This window comes from Haloferula chungangensis, from assembly GCF_042664875.1.
GTDB lineage: Bacteria > Verrucomicrobiota > Verrucomicrobiia > Verrucomicrobiales > Akkermansiaceae > Haloferula > Haloferula chungangensis.
Genome location: NZ_JBHTBS010000012.1, coordinates 89,698 through 105,454, shown reverse-complemented (window position 1 = coordinate 105,454; position 15,757 = coordinate 89,698). Strand labels below are relative to the sequence as shown.

The window sequence follows — 15,757 nt, the reverse complement described above, 5'->3', positions numbered from 1 at the left end:
TGGAGCGGCTCAGTTTACGGAGCCACTCCCTTCATCAGGTTCAAACGGCGATGCCTTCAGGAATCTTGGCAAGATATGCGTCCTGATTGACGGTTTGAATGGAAGCGTTAAGCAGCTCTTCAGCCACGTGCTGGCAATCGGCGACGAGGTTGTTCAGCTTGTTCTTGAAGAAGAAGTAGGCGAGCAGGGCGGGAATCGCCGTGATCAGACCCCACATCGTCGTGAGGAGGGCCACGGAAATATCACCGGCAAGCATGCTTGGATCGGCCTGACCGGAATCACTCAGGGTTCCGAAGGCGCCGACCATACCGATAACGGTTCCGAGGAGTCCGAGCATCGGGGCCGCCTGGGCGACCAGCGAGATGTAGTTGATCCAAGTCATTGAGCGACGGTTCTCGTTGATTGAGAAGTCGGCGATCGCGTCCTCGATGTGGTCGCGGCCAAGATCTTCGGGGCGAGTCGCATCGATGTTAGGGAGCGAGTAGGCGAGCATCCGGCCGAGGTAGGAAGGATGGGAAGCGGCAAGCTCAATGGCGGAACGCACGCGGCAGTTGGCCATGTGATCCATGAGAGCAGCCTTGAGATCATCCGGGCAGAACTTCGGCTTCGTCAGATTGATGAAGTTGAAAACGCAGAGTGCGATCAGAGCCACCACTGCGAGACCGATGAAGATCATGGTCGGACCACCGGCAAGCACGTAGGTCTCAAGGGCGTTTTTGTCCTTCGGCGCATCCTGCGCGAATAGCATTGGCGCACTGGCAAGGAAGGAAGTGGCGACAACGGCCGTAAGGCGGGTTGAACGGAAGGAAAGTTTTTCGATCATGTTTTGGCTAGGGGTTACTCAATGAGTTGATGGGGCATTCTCAGAATCGGATCATTCTGGGCAAGTATAGATTTCAAATTTGAACGTATTGACACGAGTTTTTCTTTGAGAAGAGGATTTCGACCGCTCTAATTGGCGACTCGCTATGGCTTTTTCACACTGACTCCCAGTCGACGACGAGGAAAAAGCTCTCGGCAGAGAAGGCAGATGGTCCCATCGCAACCGCGCGCCGTGCAGTGCTCGCGACCATAGAAAATTATTTGAAGATGTAAGGCATTCCACCGATCACGTGGAAAAAGGCGCTTCAAGTCGCGCTCCGTACCTTCGACATTTTTCCCATCTGTTAGTTTCCAGCGCTGAGCAAGACGGTGGATGTGAGTGTCCACCGGGAAGGCCGGGATGCCGAATGCTTGAGCCATGACCACGGAGGCCGTCTTGTGCCCGACGCCCGGCAGTGATTCCAAGGCAGGAAAATCACAGGGAACATTCCCGCCGTGATCCTCGACCAACATTTTCGACAAGGTGGAAATCGCCTGTGATTTCCGAGGCGACAATCCGCAAGGCCGGATGATCTCACGGATTTTTTCAACCGGCACCTTCATCATCTCCTCCGGCGTGTCGGCGAGATCAAAGAGTGCCGGCGTGATCTGATTCACCCTCAGATCGGTGCACTGGGCGGACAGCAGAACCGCGATCAACAAGGTATAGGGATCACGATGATCGAGAGGCACCGGTGTTTCCGGATACAGCTCGTTGAGTCGACGATCCACGTGCGCCGCGCGCTCAGCCTTGGTCATGAATTCCGACCGCTCAGATCAACGAGAAGCCGTGGCTGTATTTCCGCCGGTCTTTCTCTGAATCGCCACATACATCTGGCGGCAGTGGGAATAGCTCGTGCGCTTGGAAAGCAACTGAGCACTCCGGGCATAGGATCCCCACTGGACGATCGCGATTTCCACATTGCGGCGACCCCATGCATTCATGTGACCCGCACTCGGTGTGTAAATGTCGATGGTGCCGGTGCCCGTGAGCGCCGAGCCGTAATCATCCACGACAAAAAGTTGGGACATGCCCTTGATTTTGAAAACCGTTCCTACCGGGTAAACCGACCAGTCGGCCGCAGCGCTTCGAACACGATCCGAATACTTCAAGGGAGTACCGGTGGCATTCATTGAGCCATACTGGATGTGATCAGCTTCAGCACAATGATACGCCGTGGTGCGGACGTGACGGACGCGCTCGTTCGAATAAAGCGGCATGCCATGCTTGTCCTTGGGCTTCGAATGACCACTGCTTACCACTTTCTCTGATGGAGGAGCGGTGCTGTAGCCCCCGCCCGAACTACCGAAATAGCGGGCCTTCCCACTCAGGGCGCGTTCTTTTGAAACAAGGTCGACGTCGGATCCACAACTGGCAAAAAGCAGCACGGACAGGGCGAGAAGAAGAAAACGTGGTAGCATACAGATCTTTAGGAATCCCTGATCATCAGGGGTTTCTAATCGGGCGACTCGGCGTTTCTACGCGCCAAACCTCCGGACAGCAAACCAAAAGGTGACTGTTAGGAGATTTGGCACCAAATGTATTTACGCTGCCCTGACAAGTCGGTGGAAAGGAAAGGCCTTATTTGAGGGTCACGTTGACTTCCTCTTTGGTCTCGATTTTCACGCCTTCCACACCCTTGAGAGCTTCCTGCATGGCGGCAGGGGTTTCGGGCTTTGCCTTGGAGAAGGCTTTGAATTTCTCTGGATCCTCCAACAATTTGCCCATCTCCATCTCCATGAAGGTGATGGTGTTGCCGTCGACGTGGCTGGCATTGGTTTCGGCAATACCACCCGGCAGCTCCAGCTTGATCGACATTTTCATGTCTCCCATCATCTGTTTGGCCATCTCCAGACCAGTTTCGTCGAGCTCCTCACCCGCTTCTTCGTCCGATCCAGCAGCGGCATCTTTCCCCGCACCCGGATTGGCGAGCTTGAGGACGTTGTCTTTGTAAACGAAGGTCATGGGAACTTCCTCTGGCGCTTTTTCATCTTCTGCTCCGGGCGGTTTCATTTCGTCACCCATCTCTGAAACGGCGTCGCCGAACTGGTATTTGACCTTGTTGATGTCCTTGAAGGCATAGACGACCCGGCCGCCTTTGCGCCCACCTTCGTCGATTTTCTCCACCTTGCTGAGAGTCACGCCCTCACCCATCGAGGCCGCCTTTTCCTTGGCTTTTGCTTCATCGACCATATCGCCGAGCGGATCCCCTGCGGCCTCGCCACCCATCGCAGCCATCTGCTCCATCATCGCCACGGCCTGCCCGCCGAAGCTTGTTTCCTCGGTGATCGTGCCGCTTCCATCCTTATTGAGAAGGATGACGACGTGGTGCTCGATACAACTGGTGAGTGCCATGGCCATCATCATCACCATCAAAGATAGAATTTTTTTCATCGTGTCCGGAGCCTCAACGGCCGCCTCCGAAAAGGCAAGCTCATGATTGAGGGAATCATTACCGGGAAACACGTTGCCAGTGAGACCGATGCCCTCTTATCTTTCCCTCGGCCCATGGCTTCAGCAGTTGATATCCAAAACCTGGTCAAGGTCTTCCACCCGAGCTTTCGTGGCACGCCGGTGAAAGCCGTTGACGACGTGTCGATCCAGATCGCAGCCGGAGAAGTCTACGGACTGATCGGTCCGAACGGCTCCGGCAAATCGACGACGATGAAGGCCCTGCTCGGCCTGGTCGCTCCCACTTCAGGCAGCTGCCGGATTTTTGATGCCGACTCGCTCGAAGTCGACTCCCGCCAACAGGTCGGCTTCCTTCCCGAGAATCCCTATTTTTACAAGCATCTCACCGGCGCGGAGACCCTCTCCTTTTATGGGAAACTCTGCGGACTCCGGGGAAAGAGCCTGGAGGAAAGAATTTCCGAACTCCTCGATCTCGTCGATCTTCAAGGCGCGCGCGACCGGCGGCTTGGTGGCTATTCGAAAGGCATGCTGCAGCGCATCGGCCTCGCTCAAGCACTGATTCAGGAACCACGATTGGTGATCCTGGACGAGCCGACCGCCGGCGTGGACCCCGTGGGCTCCCGGCAGATCCGCGATCTCATTCTGGCGTTGAAAGAACGCGGCATCACCGTTTTCCTCTGTTCCCACTTGTTAGAGCAAGTTCAGGAGGTCTGCGATCGAGTCGGCATCATTTACAAAGGCCGGATGGTCAAGGAAGGCCGACTCGACGAGATGCTCGCCATCGAAGAGCAGACCGAAGTGCTGCTGCGCGACGCATCGCCCGAATTGATCGAGCGCATCCGGAAGCTGGTAGAGGAAAGCGGCCAAGGAGAATTCCTGGGCTCCGGAAAACCTCGAACCACCCTCGAACGACTCTTTCTCGAACAAACCACCAACCGCGACGACTCGTGAGCAAGGCCCTTCCCAACCGACCTCTGAATCCCCGCCGGATCGCCGTGCTGGCGTTCAATACCTTCACGCAGCTGGTGCGCATGAAGGTCTTTTACTTCCTCGCGATCTTTGCCGTGATCGTCATCGGCTCGAACTCCCTCGACCTTCCGACGAACAGCGCTCCCGAAAACGCCGGAGTCCAGGTGCTCTACGCGATCAAGAACACCTCGCTCGGCTGCATGGGGCTTTTTTCCCTCGTGCTGGCCGTCGTCGCCACCGGTCTGCTGCTACCGAAAGACGTCGAGGACCGGACCCTTTACACCATTCTGGCCAAACCCGTGCCGCGCCTCGATTATCTCGTCGGCAAGCTGTTAGGCGTGACCTCGCTGATCTTCATTTCGATGGTCGTGATGGACCTGCTGATGGTCGGAGTGCTCCAACTTCGCACCAATGAAGTCTTGGAAACGCGAGCCCATTTCGCCGACTCCGCCGGCTACCCTGCGGAAATGAAGGAGCGCTACCTCGCTGAAACCCGGGCACTGGGGCCCAGCTGGAATCTTCAAGCCGGCGTGCTCGTGGTCTTTTTCCGCGCGGCAGTGATGGCCGCCGTCGCCCTCCTTCTCTCGACCTTCTCGACGAGCACCCTTTTCACCGCGGTCGTCGGATTCATGATTCTCTTCGTCGGCTTCTTCCAGGCCGACGCCCGCGACTTCTATTTCTCCGGCACCGGCGCACTTGGCCGAGTCGGCTCGGGCGCGATATCGGTCGTGCTTCCTGACCTGCAGCTCTTCAACGTCGTCGATTCGATCATCGAGGGCAAGCTCCTCGAAGCCGGAATGCTGCTGAAGATTGCCGGGGTGACCCTCTTCTACTGCGTGATCTACACCTTCACTTCGTGGATCATTTTTGCCCGAAAGGAATTCTGATCCGTTTCCCGAACGATGAATACCACACTCCGTCGCCTCACCGCTGCCGCTTCCGTTCTGGTCGTCGCGGGGATCGTTCGGATGCCGCTTGAGCAGGCTCTAACAGAAGACCTCCGGACCCAGGGCTTGCTTTCCAAGCCGCTCAACATTGAGACCCGCAAGAAGGTGGGGCAGGGATTCTGGGCCGTTTCGCTCGGCGGGTTGCGCACTCTGGTCGCCACCGTCCTGAACCTCCGCGCCTTCACTTTCTTCGAAAATCAGCGCTGGGTTCAGCTGGCCGACACCTACGAAACCATCGTTCAGCTCGCACCGAATACCGATTACTACTGGGACACCGGATCCTGGCACATGGCCTACAACGCCGCCGCCTACTACCAGACATCCAGCGACCTCCCGGAACTTCGCCGTCGCGCCGAATGGCGGGCGTGGATCGAGAGAGGCACAGCTTTTCTCGAAGAAGGCACCAAGCAGAATCCCGACAGCTGGTATCTCTGGTCACGACTCGGCTGGATCTACTCCGATCCTAACAAGCTCATTGATTACGAAAAATCCGCCGATGCCTATGTCAATGCGGTGAAGGCGGGGAATGCCCTTCCTTTCGTTCAGAATGGCGCCGCCTACGCGCTTGCCCGGGTGCCGGGGCGGGAAGACGAGGCTTTGGAGATCATCCGCGAGCGCCGCAAGCAACCTCGTGGCCGCGTTCCCACCATGAACGCACTCGCCTTTGCACTCGAACATCGGGCCAATCCATCTGGCGACACCTACCAGCTTGCACTTGACATCTTCGGCAGTGAAACCGAGGCCTACGAGCAATTGACGCCTTACTACCTTGAGATTCGCAAGAATTTCCCAACAGACGGCATGGCTGAAATCCTCAAAAAACTTGAATCGCGACTCAGCATTCCCGCTGATAAAAGTGTTTTCAAGCAGCGCGAAGAACTCGAAGAGAACCCTTTCAATCCCTGGTAGCAGCGATGAGCAACGGCCCGCCCCCACCACCCATCATCCCGCCAACGGGACCGACACCGAATCCATCGGCGACCCCTGCGAGCCAGGAAGCCCCATCAGGTCCACGACGCATCGCTTTGTTCGGCGACATCCATGCCAACCTCGAAGCGCTCGAAGCGGTGCTCGCCGACTCCGTCGAACAAGGCTGCACCGAGTACATCTGCATGGGCGACGTGGTCGGCTACAACGCGGATCCCGCGGCCTGCCTGGAAATCGTCCGCGAAATGGATTGCCCCGTCGTTAAAGGAAACCACGACGAAGACGCCTCCGGTTCCCATTCCCTGGAAACCATGAATCCGATCGCCGCCACCGCTCTCGAGTGGACGCGCAATCAACTCAGCGAAGAACAACGCACCTGGCTCCGGCGCCTGCGCATGGTCCGCCAAATCGCCGACTTCACCGTCGTCCACAGCACGCTCGATCAGCCGGCAAACTGGAACTACGTGACCAATCGCTTCGATGCGATGTCGAACTTTTCCTACCAGTTCACCCAGGTCTGCTTCCACGGTCACACCCACGTCCCGCGCGTCTATATCAAGGGAGAAAAGGTCGACGAAGTCCCCGCCGAGTCGGTGGCCATCGAGCCGGGCTCCAAGTATTTCATCAACGTCGGCTCCGTCGGACAACCGCGTGACGGCGACTGGCGTGCGGCCTACGCGATTTACGATCTCGACCATAAGCTCATCGTCTTTCGGCGGATCGAGTACGACATCGCCAAGACTCAGGAGAAAATTCGTGCGGCTGGCTTGCCCGAGATGCTCGCCGACCGCCTCGCCGACGGAAGGTAATGATCGACGTCGTTGCCGGTTTGATCCTCGGCCCCCATGGCAAGCTACTCGCCTGTCGCCGCCCAGAAGGCAAGCACCTCGGAGGCAAATGGGAATTTCCTGGTGGCAAAGTCGAAGCCGGCGAATCGGCCGAAGCAGCCCTGATTCGCGAGCTGCAGGAAGAACTCGAGATCACCGTTGCCATCGACAAAGCCCTCGGCCGCGTCGTCCACGATTACGGTCGCGGCCCCATTCAGCTCATCCCTTTCACCTGCACCATCGAGAAAGGCGAGCCTCAGGCTCACGAGCACTCCGAGCTTCGCTGGTGCTTGCCGAGCCAGCTATCCGCACTCGACTGGGCGGCCGCCGACCTACCGATTCTCCGCGAATTTCTCGCCGGCCTCCCCTAATTGAGGCGCATTCTCTGCTCTCCGCGATTTTAGAATGAATATTTTGGTGTAAAATCGAGTATAAGCGCCTGTCAGTAACGCTTCAGAACGCGCCATGAAATCACTCATTCTTGCCCTCACCCTCCTGCATGCACCCTGCCTGCACGCGGGAGTCGACATCGATATCGATGCCCTGGGTGAAAGTCTTGGTGGCTGGAAGAACAAGACCTCCACGGTCGACTATTCACTCTCCGGCGCCGATTACCGCACCTACAAGCCGGAGATCACTCCGACGCCCGATGGCGGTATTTTCGTGTCCCTGCGAATCGACCATCGTCGCGGATGGCTCGCCAATGACGACCACGCCGTGCTTGAAGTGAGCTTCGGGCCGGATGGCACCGTGGCCTCCGCTCAATCGAACCTCGCCATTCAGGGGCGGACCATTTCCAGCGACCTGATTCGAAGCACGGCAAACGCCGGTGCCTCCGTCAGCGGCGTGGAAGGCGCCGTCAAAATTGGCACCGACCTCGTCGCCGACCTTTCCTCCAAATTGCTGCGTGAAAAAGTCGTCGAAGCCGGACGTGTCAATTTTCCCGCAGTTCTCAGGCACAACTACAATCTTCTTTTCCAATCCGTCCGACTCCGGGCCGACAAGGTCGTTCCGATCGGCGAGGTCCCCGCCGATCCCCCGAAAAATGTCGTCCCGCCGAAGACCGACAAGAATCTCGAGATCCGCCCCTATGGCGAGAAGGAGAAGGTCAAGCTGAAGGATTAGACCGGTCACCCAATGACCTTTGCCGAGCGAACCGGTTGAGGATTTCGGATCACTCTCTAACAGAGGCATCGCGGCTGAATTCGTTGGTGGTCTCGACGAGATCAGCCGCGTGGGTGGAAACGCTTGTGAACTGACTTCAGCCTTGCTCCGTCGACGTGCGTGTAGATTTGCGTCGTTGAAATATCGGCATGACCGAGGAGCTCCTGAATCACCCGCAGGTCCGCACCTCCCTCTAACAAATGCGTGGCAAACGAATGCCGGAGCAGGTGGGGGTAGACATTGCTCTCGATGCCTGCGCGCGCCGCACGCTCCTTGACGATTTGCCGCACCCGGTCGGGCGAAAGTTTTCCGCCGCGGACACTCAGAAAGATCTCGGTGCTCGTCCGCTTTGTCACAAGACTTGCCCGTTCATTCTGCAAGTAGTCTTCAACCGCCTCGCGCGCGCGCACCCCGACCGGGACGATTCTTGTCTTGTTCCCCTTCCCGGTCACTCGCAGGAAGCCATCATCCGCATCGTAGCGCTCAAGGCTCAGGGCACAAAGCTCACTGAGCCGCAGACCCGAGGAATAGAACAGTTCCAGCATGGCCCGGTCCCGCTTTCCCAGTGGCTGGGTTCCATCGATGCTTTCCAGGAGACGCTCGACCGTCCCGCGATTCATCGTCTCAGGCAGACCTTTGTCAGGGCGCGGAGACAGCAGCGGCTCGGCCGGATCCATGGGAAGATGGCCCTTTCCTGCCATCCAGCGGAAGAACACCTTCAGATGAACCATGGAAATGCGCAGCGACGAGGCCGAAAGTCCGTCAGATTTCCGCTCCCTCAAGAACTCGGACAACTCGTCGGTTCCGATATCATCCAAACCCGCGCCTCGTTTGATCATCCAGGCAGCCAGCGCATCGAGCGTCTGCCTAACAGAAAGTTGATAGGCCTCCGAGAGCCCTCGCTCGGTCGCGAGGAACATCACAAAGCGATCCATCTCTCGTTCCACGAAATTAAGATGCCCTCAGCCGTCGGAAACTCCAACCCTGAAGCACGCCCACCATGAGAATATCGGCCCACCGACATCGCCCCGTGGCATGAGGCTCATCAATCCCCGCCACCCCGACCTGCCAAGCCCACACCGTCAGCAGGCAAGCGTTCCGCCCTCGACCGCAACGCCCCGGCGATGGGGCACTTGAGCGACGACACAATCGCTTGCCGCTGAAGGCAAATGGGCCCGATTACTTCCCCTGCTTGCTTGCCGGCTCCGGACCCGCAGGTCTCAGCATCGGCAAGCCGGCGGATTCCTACTTGTTCCCACTGCACCAAATCGCCTTTCCTCCGGCGTGCGGATCAAACTCACTCTCGCCTATGATGGCCGCTTTCTTGAAGGCTGGCAGTCCCAGCCCTCACGGAACACCGTTCAGGACCTGCTCGAAAAGGCGGCCAGCGATACCGCCAAGGAGCCCATCCGAGTCCATGGCTCCGGTCGCACCGATTCGGGAGTGCACGCGCTCGCCCAGGTCGCCCACTTCGACGCCCCCGACCACCTGACCATGAACCCCTTCAATTGGGTTCCGGCACTCAATACCAAGCTTCCCTCCAGCATCCGCGTGCTCGCTGCCGAAGAGGTCTCATCCGACTTCCATGCCCGCTTTTCCGCCACCGGAAAGACCTACCACTACGGCATCTGCACCGAACCCGTTCTTTCCCCCTTCCGCGCCGGCCTTGCCTGGCACCTCCCCCGCCAACTCGATCCCTATCTGCTCGAGGACGCCATGAAAGCAACTTTGGGACGACACCACTTCGAAGCCTTCGCCGCCAAACGGGGCAACGAAACGGAAGCAACCGACTACTATCGCACCCTCACTCGAGCCGACCTGGAAGCCCACGAGCACGGCTGGCGCCTCACCTGGACCGGCGACGGCTTCCTCTACAAGATGGTCCGCCTCCTCACCGGCAGCGTCATCACCGTCGCCCAAGGCCGCATGCGCCTCGACGACTTTGCCTCCCTTCTCGATCAGCCCGGTCTCCCCAAAGGCCGCGCCCCCCTCTGCGCCCCCGCAGACGGGCTTTATCTGGAATCCGTCGACTACTGAGCTCGATTCCCAAGCTCGATTTCTGACCAACGGTTGTGGAGCAAAAGGAGCAAAGTTCCTCAAACCCTCTAAGGTCCAACGTCAAATCGAGTGCTCTCGCTCAAAACAAGAAGGAGGCAGGGAAAACCCTGCCTCCTTTTACGGTTCCATCGAACCTAAACCTAAAACGCTAGAGATTAACGGCGACGGCGAACAAGGCCGAGCATACCAAGCGCACCAAGGATGGCGACGGATGGTTCTGGGATTGTGACAAAATTAAGCGTGTTAGCGTTTGTGAATTCCACTCCCATTATTCCGCCAGTGCTGTCGATACTGGTCGCGCTGCTATTACTAAAAATAACCGTGGAGCTGAGCGCAGCACTCGAAACGTCAGCTGGAAACGTCTGTGTAGTGCTCAACAATGCCCATCCCCCACCAGCATCAACCCGCAAATAAATTTCCTCATTGTTTAGCGAGACTGGGCCATTCGCTGCGAATGAACCGCTAATCTTGGCGCCACTGGCCAATGTCTGCATTGATCCGAAAAGAATCTGAGCATCTGACACAAGCCCTAGAACGGAGAGACCGTAGTTAGTTTGGACTCCATCAACTGTAACGACAATACCGTTAGCTGCACCGAAACCAGGTGAAATTCCAACTGTCGCTGCTGAAGCTGATGCTGTCAAAGCAGCAGTGAGGATAATACATTTTAGCATTTTCATATAGTTGTATTTTATTAAAACATTACTTGTTTTCCAGCCCGATCCTAAATTACGGAGCTACGCTCGAACCAGGGACTGTGATCGAAGAAGCTGCCTGAGATGCATCACGCTTCAAAATAGCTCCTGTACCCCCTTCGATAATAATATTTGTCGCATCAGCCGTAGTGACCAAATTGGCCATTACCGCTTCTGGCCCCGCAACACCCGGAGCGAGCGCTGCATATTGAGTCAACGATTGATCAGAATTCAAAATCTGGAATTCATCGAAATCGGAATTTGATCCGTCAAACTGATTGAGCTGCGTTGCCAAATTCATTTCGCCCAAAGTTGCTCCTACTGCATCAACCTGCCCAACGAGCGTAAGGCCTGGAAACAAATCAACTTGCGTATCTGTAAGTTTAACTGCGCCAGTAGATTGGAAAGTCAGTTCCGCACTAGTCGAAGATTTGATAATCACCGCAGATCCCGGCTCGATTACTCGATCACCTTCAGGTGCAAGGGTGACCAGATTGTACCATCCATCTTCAGCAGCCCCGCTAACTGCTGCTGGAACAAATGCTATTTGAACGAGACTTTGATCGGGATTCAAAATCTGAACTTCATCCCCAGTCGCTCCATCGAAAGGAGCCAGCCCCGGGTTATTATCTCCGAGGAACGACTGAATAGTGTTGTGCGCCCGAACTGAAATCGGCGTGGCAGCATCGAGCCCAGCCGGAAACTCATCAAATATAACAATTGTGGTATCAGTTGAGGAAACAACAGTAGACCACCAGCCTTCAGACTCTCCATCTGTAATTTCAAGGACGTCACCAGTATTGAAATCGCTTGGAACACCAGCCGGCAGCGTGATGGTAGACCCACCCGATGGTGAAACTGTCGAGACGCTAGAATACTCGACAGGCTGAACCAGAGTCGGAGAAAGAACCGTCAGCGACGGTGAGCCCGTACTAATCGTGTGAGAAATATATCCAACAGGATCAGTAGTAGCCGCGTTGGCTCCGACAGCGAGAATGGCTCCTAAGAGCGCGAAGGGGATAAGTGGTTTCATTACGTTGTAGGCTTTAGGTTACGAATCCGGCCGGGTCGAGAAAATTGGTTGTTTCACTGGTGACACTCCCGTCACCCAATACGTTTTATCCACGACTCTGCTGGTCTTCGAGATCAATCAACGCCGTTTGAGCACTTCATCGCAAGTAAAAAGTTTGTTCGCACAAAATTTTTCCAAGGCCCGGAAATGCTGTAATTACAAAGACTTTTCGGCCGTCGGGAGCTCGCAAGCCCCCTTACCACGAGCTCATTTGGCGGAAAGCGGCGAGTCGGGCATCGAGATCGTTGCGGCTCAGGCCCTCCAAACGCTTGGTGGAAAAGGCTTCGCAGGTGTAGGAGGCCAGCACGGAACCCTGCACCACCGCTTGACGAATCGACTCGAAAGAAGGGTTTCTTTCCCCTGCCGCAGCCAAATGACCGGCAATCGCCCCCAGGAAGGTGTCACCGGCGCCGGTGGGATCGGAAATCTCGCTCAAGGGGAAGGCGGCGCAGCGAAAGAAGCTGTCCGCACAGAGTTCATCCGGAATCGCTCCTTCCCGACGACCGAAGAGCATCGCGCCGAACTCCCCGAGCTTGATCACCACATAGCGCGGTCCTTTCTCCAGCAGACGCCGGCCGGCCTCCACCAGATTGGAAGTTTTTGCGAAATCGCGGGCTTCGCTCTCATTTATCACAAAAAGATCGAGCTGCTTGAGGACTTCGTGAAGTCGCTCGTTGGCGATCTCGATCCACAGATCCATCGTATCGGCGATCACAAAGGACGATGCCGCTTTGCATTGCTCGAGCATCTGGAGCTGGTTGTCCGGCGACATGTTGGCCAGGACCACGATCTCGGACTGATTGGCCGGGGCGGGAACCTTGACTTCCCAGCTCTCAAGCACGTTCAAGCCGACGCGATGAGTGACCCGCTCGTTCATGTTTTCCATGTACTCGCCACTCCAGGTGAAGGAGTCGCCCTCGGAACGCTCGATGCCATCCAGCGAAATGCCACGAGCCTCCAGCATCGAGAGATGCTCGGCAGGGAAGTCTTTCCCGACAATCCCGACCAGATGAACCGAAGGGCAGTAGAAGGATGAGGCGAGTGCCGCATAGGCCGCTGATCCTCCAAGGAGGTTCTCGGCTTCGGAGCCGGGAGTTTTGACGTTATCGATCGCGACGGTTCCGCCGACGACGACAGAAAGTGAGTTGGAGGATTCAGACATGGAGGTTTCGAGAAAAATGCTGGGGGTGGGTATCGACGGATCTCAGGCCGATGGCAATGGTTTGATCCTCAAAAATGCCGGATTTTGCGATGCCAGGCTAAATGCCCTGCCCCGACTGAAAGCAGCGCCAATCGTGCTATCCTGCACTTCGCAGGCTGGATTGAACCTCCGCTACGGCCGTTGCGATGTCGGGAGCGGTCAGCAAGTCGGAAACGATGACGACCCGACGGGCTCCGGCTTCGATGACCTGTGCCAGATTATCACGCCGGATTCCCCCAATGCAGAAGACCGGGATCCGGATTCCGACATCCGCTTGGACGGCCCTGACATGGTCCATGCCGATTCCCGGGCGACCCAGCTTGGTGGGTGTCGGAAACAAAGGTCCGAAACCAATGTAGTCAAAGCCATCTAACAGAGCCTGCCTTGCTTGCTCCGGAGAGTGAGTGGAGCGACCCAGGAGCATCTGATCACCCACGAGTTTCCGTGCCTCCTCGAGGCTTCCGTCGTCCTGACCAAGGTGCAAGGCATCGGCATCAAGTTCGATCGCCAGCGACGGAAAATCGTTCATCACGAACGGCACGCCCGCCTCTTTGCAGAGCGGGGCGATCTTTTTTCCCAGCTCCAGAATCGCGGCTTCCGTCCACGTCTTGGCACGCAGCTGGAGAAGATCGACCCCACCTTTCAAAAGAGCGCGGGTCGCCTCTTCCGCCTTTTCAGCGGTGACGTAACCCAGGTCGAGAATGCCGTAGAGGCGAGCGTCGGCGAGAGCTTTGCGAGGGTCCGTCATCATGAACCCTGCCGCTCCTCAAGGAAGCGGGAAACCCAGCCGATGTCGTAGTTGCCACTCTTGAAGTCCGGGTGGTCGATGATTTCCTGCTGGAAAGGGATGGTGGTCTTGATTCCCTGAATCATGAATTCGCCGAGGGCGCGCTTCATGCGTGAAATCGCGATCTCGCGCGTTGCCGCGGTGACGATCAACTTCGCGATCATCGAGTCGTAGTGCGGAGGCACCGTGTAGCCGGAGTAAACGTGGGTATCCACGCGCACGCCCTTCCCGCCAGGCGCATACCAGAGGTCGATCCGGCCGGGGCTTGGGGTGAAATTGTTGTAGGGGTCTTCGGCATTGATGCGGCACTCGATCGAGTGACCACGCGGCTGGGACTTCAGCACGTGCTGGGAGAGCGGTTCTCCGGCAGCGATGCGGATCTGCTCCTTGATGAGTTCGCAGCCCATCACTTCTTCCGTCACGGGATGCTCCACCTGAATCCGGGTGTTCATTTCCATGAAGTAGAAGTTCTCCGCCTTGTCATCGACGAGATATTCGATGGTTCCGGCATTCTCGTATCCGATGGCCTTGATCAGGTTCACGGATGCCTCGCCCATCCGCTTGCGCAGCTCAGGTGTTAGAAGCGGCGAGGGGCATTCCTCGATGATCTTCTGGTTGCGGCGCTGCATTGAACAATCGCGCTCGCCGAGCTGGATGAAGTTCCCGTGGCGGTCGGCGATAATCTGGAATTCGATGTGGTGCGGATTTAGCACCAGCTTTTCGAGATAGCAATCGCCGTTGCCAAAGCAGGCGATGGCTTCATTCGATGCGGCTTTGTAGAGAGAACGGAAATCCTCTTCCTTGAAACAGGGACGCATTCCGCGGCCGCCACCCCCAGCGGTCGCCTTGATCATGACCGGGAAGCCAATGCGCTTCGCCTCCGCGAGCCCTTCGTCTTCGTCGGCAAGGATCTCGGACCCCGGCGTGACCGGAACGCCGTTGGCGACTGCGGTGGCCCGCGCCGTCGCCTTGTCACCCATGGTCGATATCACCTGCGCGGAAGGCCCGATGAACTGGAAGTTGCAGCTCGAGCAGATCTCGGCGAAGCGGGCATTTTCCGAGAGGAATCCGTAGCCCGGATGGATGGCTTCCGACTCGGTAATTTCCGCGGCGGCGATGATTCGATCCGCCTTCAGGTAGCTGTCCTTGCTCGCCGCCTTGCCGATGCACACGGCCTCGTCGGCAAGCTGGACATGCATCGAATCGACATCGGCCTCGGAGTAAACCGCGACCGATTCCACTCCGAGTTCGCGGCAGGCGCGGATGATGCGGAGGGCAATTTCGCCGCGATTGGCGACAAGAACACGTTTGAACATGAAATTGGGATTCGAGTTGGAAAATCGGTGGCTGGAAGACCTTACTTGATCCCAAACAACGGATCGCCAAACTGAACTGGATTGCCGTCTTCGGCGATCACCGAAGTGATCGTGCCGGAGCGCTCGGCCTTGATTTCGTTCATCACCTTCATGGCCTCGATGATACAGAGTGTCTGGCCGACGCTGACCGTATCACCGACGCTGACAAAGTCAGGCGACTCCGGATTTGGCTTGCGATAAAAGGTTCCGACCATCGGAGAGGTGATTTCTTCGCCGGATGAAATCGGAGTGGCGGCGGCGGCGGCTTCAGGGGCCGGAGCGGTGGGAGCGGGAGCAGCAGGGGCGGCGGGAGCGGCCGTTGGCAATGCTGCGAGCAATCCTTTGAGCGACTCCAGGTCCTGTCCTTTTTTGAGTTTCAGGTGGAAACCCTCCCTCGACATGTCGAAGTAGGTGAGTCCGTGCTCGTTCATCAACTCTACGATTCGGCGAAGTTCCTTGAGGTCCACGGTGCTTGGAAGGG

At 57.2% G+C, this 15,757-nt stretch carries 18 protein-coding genes; 7 read left to right on the top strand and 11 right to left on the bottom strand.

Annotation, left to right across the window (positions count from 1 at the left end):
• Nucleotides 1-40: 40 nt before the first annotated feature.
• From ACFQY0_RS18115 to ACFQY0_RS18100, 4 genes are all read right to left on the bottom strand, one after another.
• Nucleotides 41-823: a MotA/TolQ/ExbB proton channel family protein gene (locus ACFQY0_RS18115; protein ID WP_379715299.1), complete on the bottom strand. Its 783-nt coding sequence runs from the start codon at nt 821-823 to the stop codon at nt 41-43.
• Nucleotides 824-966: 143 nt separating this feature from the next.
• Entirely contained in the window at nt 967-1,620 is a 654-nt protein-coding gene (gene nth, locus ACFQY0_RS18110) for an endonuclease III (RefSeq protein WP_379715296.1), read from the bottom strand.
• A gap of 18 nt (nt 1,621-1,638) precedes the next feature.
• A complete protein-coding gene (locus tag ACFQY0_RS18105; RefSeq protein ID WP_379715292.1) occupies nt 1,639-2,283 on the bottom strand; it encodes a 3D domain-containing protein in 645 nt (214 codons plus the stop codon).
• Between the two features lie 160 nt (nt 2,284-2,443).
• Nucleotides 2,444-3,256, bottom strand: a complete 813-nt coding sequence (locus ACFQY0_RS18100; protein ID WP_379715289.1) for a hypothetical protein — start codon at nt 3,254-3,256, stop codon at nt 2,444-2,446.
• Nucleotides 3,257-3,370: 114 nt separating this feature from the next.
• Between ACFQY0_RS18100 and ACFQY0_RS18095 the strand changes: the two genes are divergently transcribed.
• From ACFQY0_RS18095 to ACFQY0_RS18070, 6 genes are all read left to right on the top strand, one after another.
• Nucleotides 3,371-4,225 carry an ABC transporter ATP-binding protein gene (locus ACFQY0_RS18095; protein ID WP_379715286.1) on the top strand — a complete coding sequence of 285 codons (855 nt, stop codon included), beginning with the start codon at nt 3,371-3,373 and terminating at the stop codon, nt 4,223-4,225.
• Nucleotides 4,222-5,130 carry an ABC transporter permease gene (locus ACFQY0_RS18090; RefSeq protein WP_379715283.1) on the top strand — a complete coding sequence of 303 codons (909 nt, stop codon included), beginning with the start codon at nt 4,222-4,224 and terminating at the stop codon, nt 5,128-5,130. The genes ACFQY0_RS18095 and ACFQY0_RS18090 overlap by 4 nt, the downstream gene beginning before the upstream one ends.
• A gap of 15 nt (nt 5,131-5,145) precedes the next feature.
• Nucleotides 5,146-6,099 carry a tetratricopeptide repeat protein gene (locus ACFQY0_RS18085; protein WP_379715280.1) on the top strand — a complete coding sequence of 318 codons (954 nt, stop codon included), beginning with the start codon at nt 5,146-5,148 and terminating at the stop codon, nt 6,097-6,099.
• Nucleotides 6,100-6,104: 5 nt separating this feature from the next.
• Nucleotides 6,105-6,926 carry a metallophosphoesterase family protein gene (locus ACFQY0_RS18080; RefSeq protein ID WP_379715277.1) on the top strand — a complete coding sequence of 274 codons (822 nt, stop codon included), beginning with the start codon at nt 6,105-6,107 and terminating at the stop codon, nt 6,924-6,926.
• Nucleotides 6,926-7,315: a (deoxy)nucleoside triphosphate pyrophosphohydrolase gene (locus ACFQY0_RS18075; RefSeq protein WP_379715274.1), complete on the top strand. Its 390-nt coding sequence runs from the start codon at nt 6,926-6,928 to the stop codon at nt 7,313-7,315. Before ACFQY0_RS18080 ends, ACFQY0_RS18075 begins: the two co-directional genes overlap by 1 nt.
• A 94-nt stretch (nt 7,316-7,409) precedes the next feature.
• The gene (locus ACFQY0_RS18070) at nt 7,410-8,069 is read left to right on the top strand and encodes a hypothetical protein (protein WP_379715271.1); all 660 of its coding nucleotides are present in this window, start codon (nt 7,410-7,412) and stop codon (nt 8,067-8,069) included.
• Between the two features lie 101 nt (nt 8,070-8,170).
• Here the strand turns inward: ACFQY0_RS18070 and ACFQY0_RS18065 are convergent, their stop codons facing one another.
• Entirely contained in the window at nt 8,171-9,055 is an 885-nt protein-coding gene (locus ACFQY0_RS18065; RefSeq protein WP_379715268.1) for a tyrosine recombinase, read from the bottom strand.
• A 337-nt stretch (nt 9,056-9,392) separates the two neighbouring features.
• On the opposite strand from ACFQY0_RS18065, the gene truA reads away from it, so the two are divergent.
• The gene (gene truA / locus ACFQY0_RS18060) at nt 9,393-10,145 is read left to right on the top strand and encodes a tRNA pseudouridine(38-40) synthase TruA (RefSeq protein ID WP_379715265.1); all 753 of its coding nucleotides are present in this window, start codon (nt 9,393-9,395) and stop codon (nt 10,143-10,145) included.
• A gap of 176 nt (nt 10,146-10,321) precedes the next feature.
• On the opposite strand, the gene ACFQY0_RS18055 is transcribed toward truA, so the two are convergent.
• The 6 genes from ACFQY0_RS18055 to accB all read right to left on the bottom strand — a co-directional run bounded on the left by ACFQY0_RS18055 (nt 10,322) and on the right by accB (nt 15,743).
• Nucleotides 10,322-10,846 carry a PEP-CTERM sorting domain-containing protein gene (locus tag ACFQY0_RS18055; RefSeq protein WP_379715262.1) on the bottom strand — a complete coding sequence of 175 codons (525 nt, stop codon included), beginning with the start codon at nt 10,844-10,846 and terminating at the stop codon, nt 10,322-10,324.
• A gap of 49 nt (nt 10,847-10,895) precedes the next feature.
• Nucleotides 10,896-11,894 carry a hypothetical protein gene (locus ACFQY0_RS18050; RefSeq protein ID WP_379715259.1) on the bottom strand — a complete coding sequence of 333 codons (999 nt, stop codon included), beginning with the start codon at nt 11,892-11,894 and terminating at the stop codon, nt 10,896-10,898.
• A 235-nt stretch (nt 11,895-12,129) separates the two neighbouring features.
• Nucleotides 12,130-13,095 carry a PfkB family carbohydrate kinase gene (locus ACFQY0_RS18045; RefSeq protein ID WP_379715256.1) on the bottom strand — a complete coding sequence of 322 codons (966 nt, stop codon included), beginning with the start codon at nt 13,093-13,095 and terminating at the stop codon, nt 12,130-12,132.
• A gap of 136 nt (nt 13,096-13,231) precedes the next feature.
• Complete coding sequence (gene thiE, locus ACFQY0_RS18040; RefSeq protein ID WP_379715253.1) at nt 13,232-13,885, bottom strand: thiamine phosphate synthase; 654 nt, start codon at nt 13,883-13,885, stop codon at nt 13,232-13,234.
• Nucleotides 13,882-15,237 (bottom strand): acetyl-CoA carboxylase biotin carboxylase subunit, encoded by a 1,356-nt coding sequence (accC, locus tag ACFQY0_RS18035; RefSeq protein ID WP_379715250.1) that lies wholly within the window; start codon nt 15,235-15,237, stop codon nt 13,882-13,884. The genes thiE and accC overlap by 4 nt, the downstream gene beginning before the upstream one ends.
• Nucleotides 15,238-15,278: 41 nt before the next feature.
• Entirely contained in the window at nt 15,279-15,743 is a 465-nt protein-coding gene (gene accB, locus ACFQY0_RS18030) for an acetyl-CoA carboxylase biotin carboxyl carrier protein (protein WP_379715247.1), read from the bottom strand.
• Nucleotides 15,744-15,757: the final 14 nt, after the last annotated feature.

What these genes read in the sequence shown, in the direction of transcription:
- ACFQY0_RS18050 (WP_379715259.1), bottom strand. Translation starts at nt 11,894, where the DNA reads ATGAAACCACTTATCCCCTTCGCGCTCTTAGGAGCCATTCTCGCTGTC.
- ACFQY0_RS18095 (WP_379715286.1), top strand. Translation starts at nt 3,371, where the DNA reads ATGGCTTCAGCAGTTGATATCCAAAACCTGGTCAAGGTCTTCCACCCG.
- ACFQY0_RS18100 (WP_379715289.1), bottom strand. Translation starts at nt 3,256, where the DNA reads ATGAAAAAAATTCTATCTTTGATGGTGATGATGATGGCCATGGCACTC.
- ACFQY0_RS18105 (WP_379715292.1), bottom strand. Translation starts at nt 2,283, where the DNA reads ATGCTACCACGTTTTCTTCTTCTCGCCCTGTCCGTGCTGCTTTTTGCC.
- ACFQY0_RS18055 (WP_379715262.1), bottom strand. Translation starts at nt 10,846, where the DNA reads ATGAAAATGCTAAAATGTATTATCCTCACTGCTGCTTTGACAGCATCA.
- ACFQY0_RS18085 (WP_379715280.1), top strand. Translation starts at nt 5,146, where the DNA reads ATGAATACCACACTCCGTCGCCTCACCGCTGCCGCTTCCGTTCTGGTC.
- accC (WP_379715250.1), bottom strand. Translation starts at nt 15,237, where the DNA reads ATGTTCAAACGTGTTCTTGTCGCCAATCGCGGCGAAATTGCCCTCCGC.
- thiE (WP_379715253.1), bottom strand. Translation starts at nt 13,885, where the DNA reads ATGATGACGGACCCTCGCAAAGCTCTCGCCGACGCTCGCCTCTACGGC.
- ACFQY0_RS18075 (WP_379715274.1), top strand. Translation starts at nt 6,926, where the DNA reads ATGATCGACGTCGTTGCCGGTTTGATCCTCGGCCCCCATGGCAAGCTA.
- ACFQY0_RS18045 (WP_379715256.1), bottom strand. Translation starts at nt 13,095, where the DNA reads ATGTCTGAATCCTCCAACTCACTTTCTGTCGTCGTCGGCGGAACCGTC.
- ACFQY0_RS18080 (WP_379715277.1), top strand. Translation starts at nt 6,105, where the DNA reads ATGAGCAACGGCCCGCCCCCACCACCCATCATCCCGCCAACGGGACCG.
- ACFQY0_RS18115 (WP_379715299.1), bottom strand. Translation starts at nt 823, where the DNA reads ATGATCGAAAAACTTTCCTTCCGTTCAACCCGCCTTACGGCCGTTGTC.
- ACFQY0_RS18070 (WP_379715271.1), top strand. Translation starts at nt 7,410, where the DNA reads ATGAAATCACTCATTCTTGCCCTCACCCTCCTGCATGCACCCTGCCTG.
- nth (WP_379715296.1), bottom strand. Translation starts at nt 1,620, where the DNA reads ATGACCAAGGCTGAGCGCGCGGCGCACGTGGATCGTCGACTCAACGAG.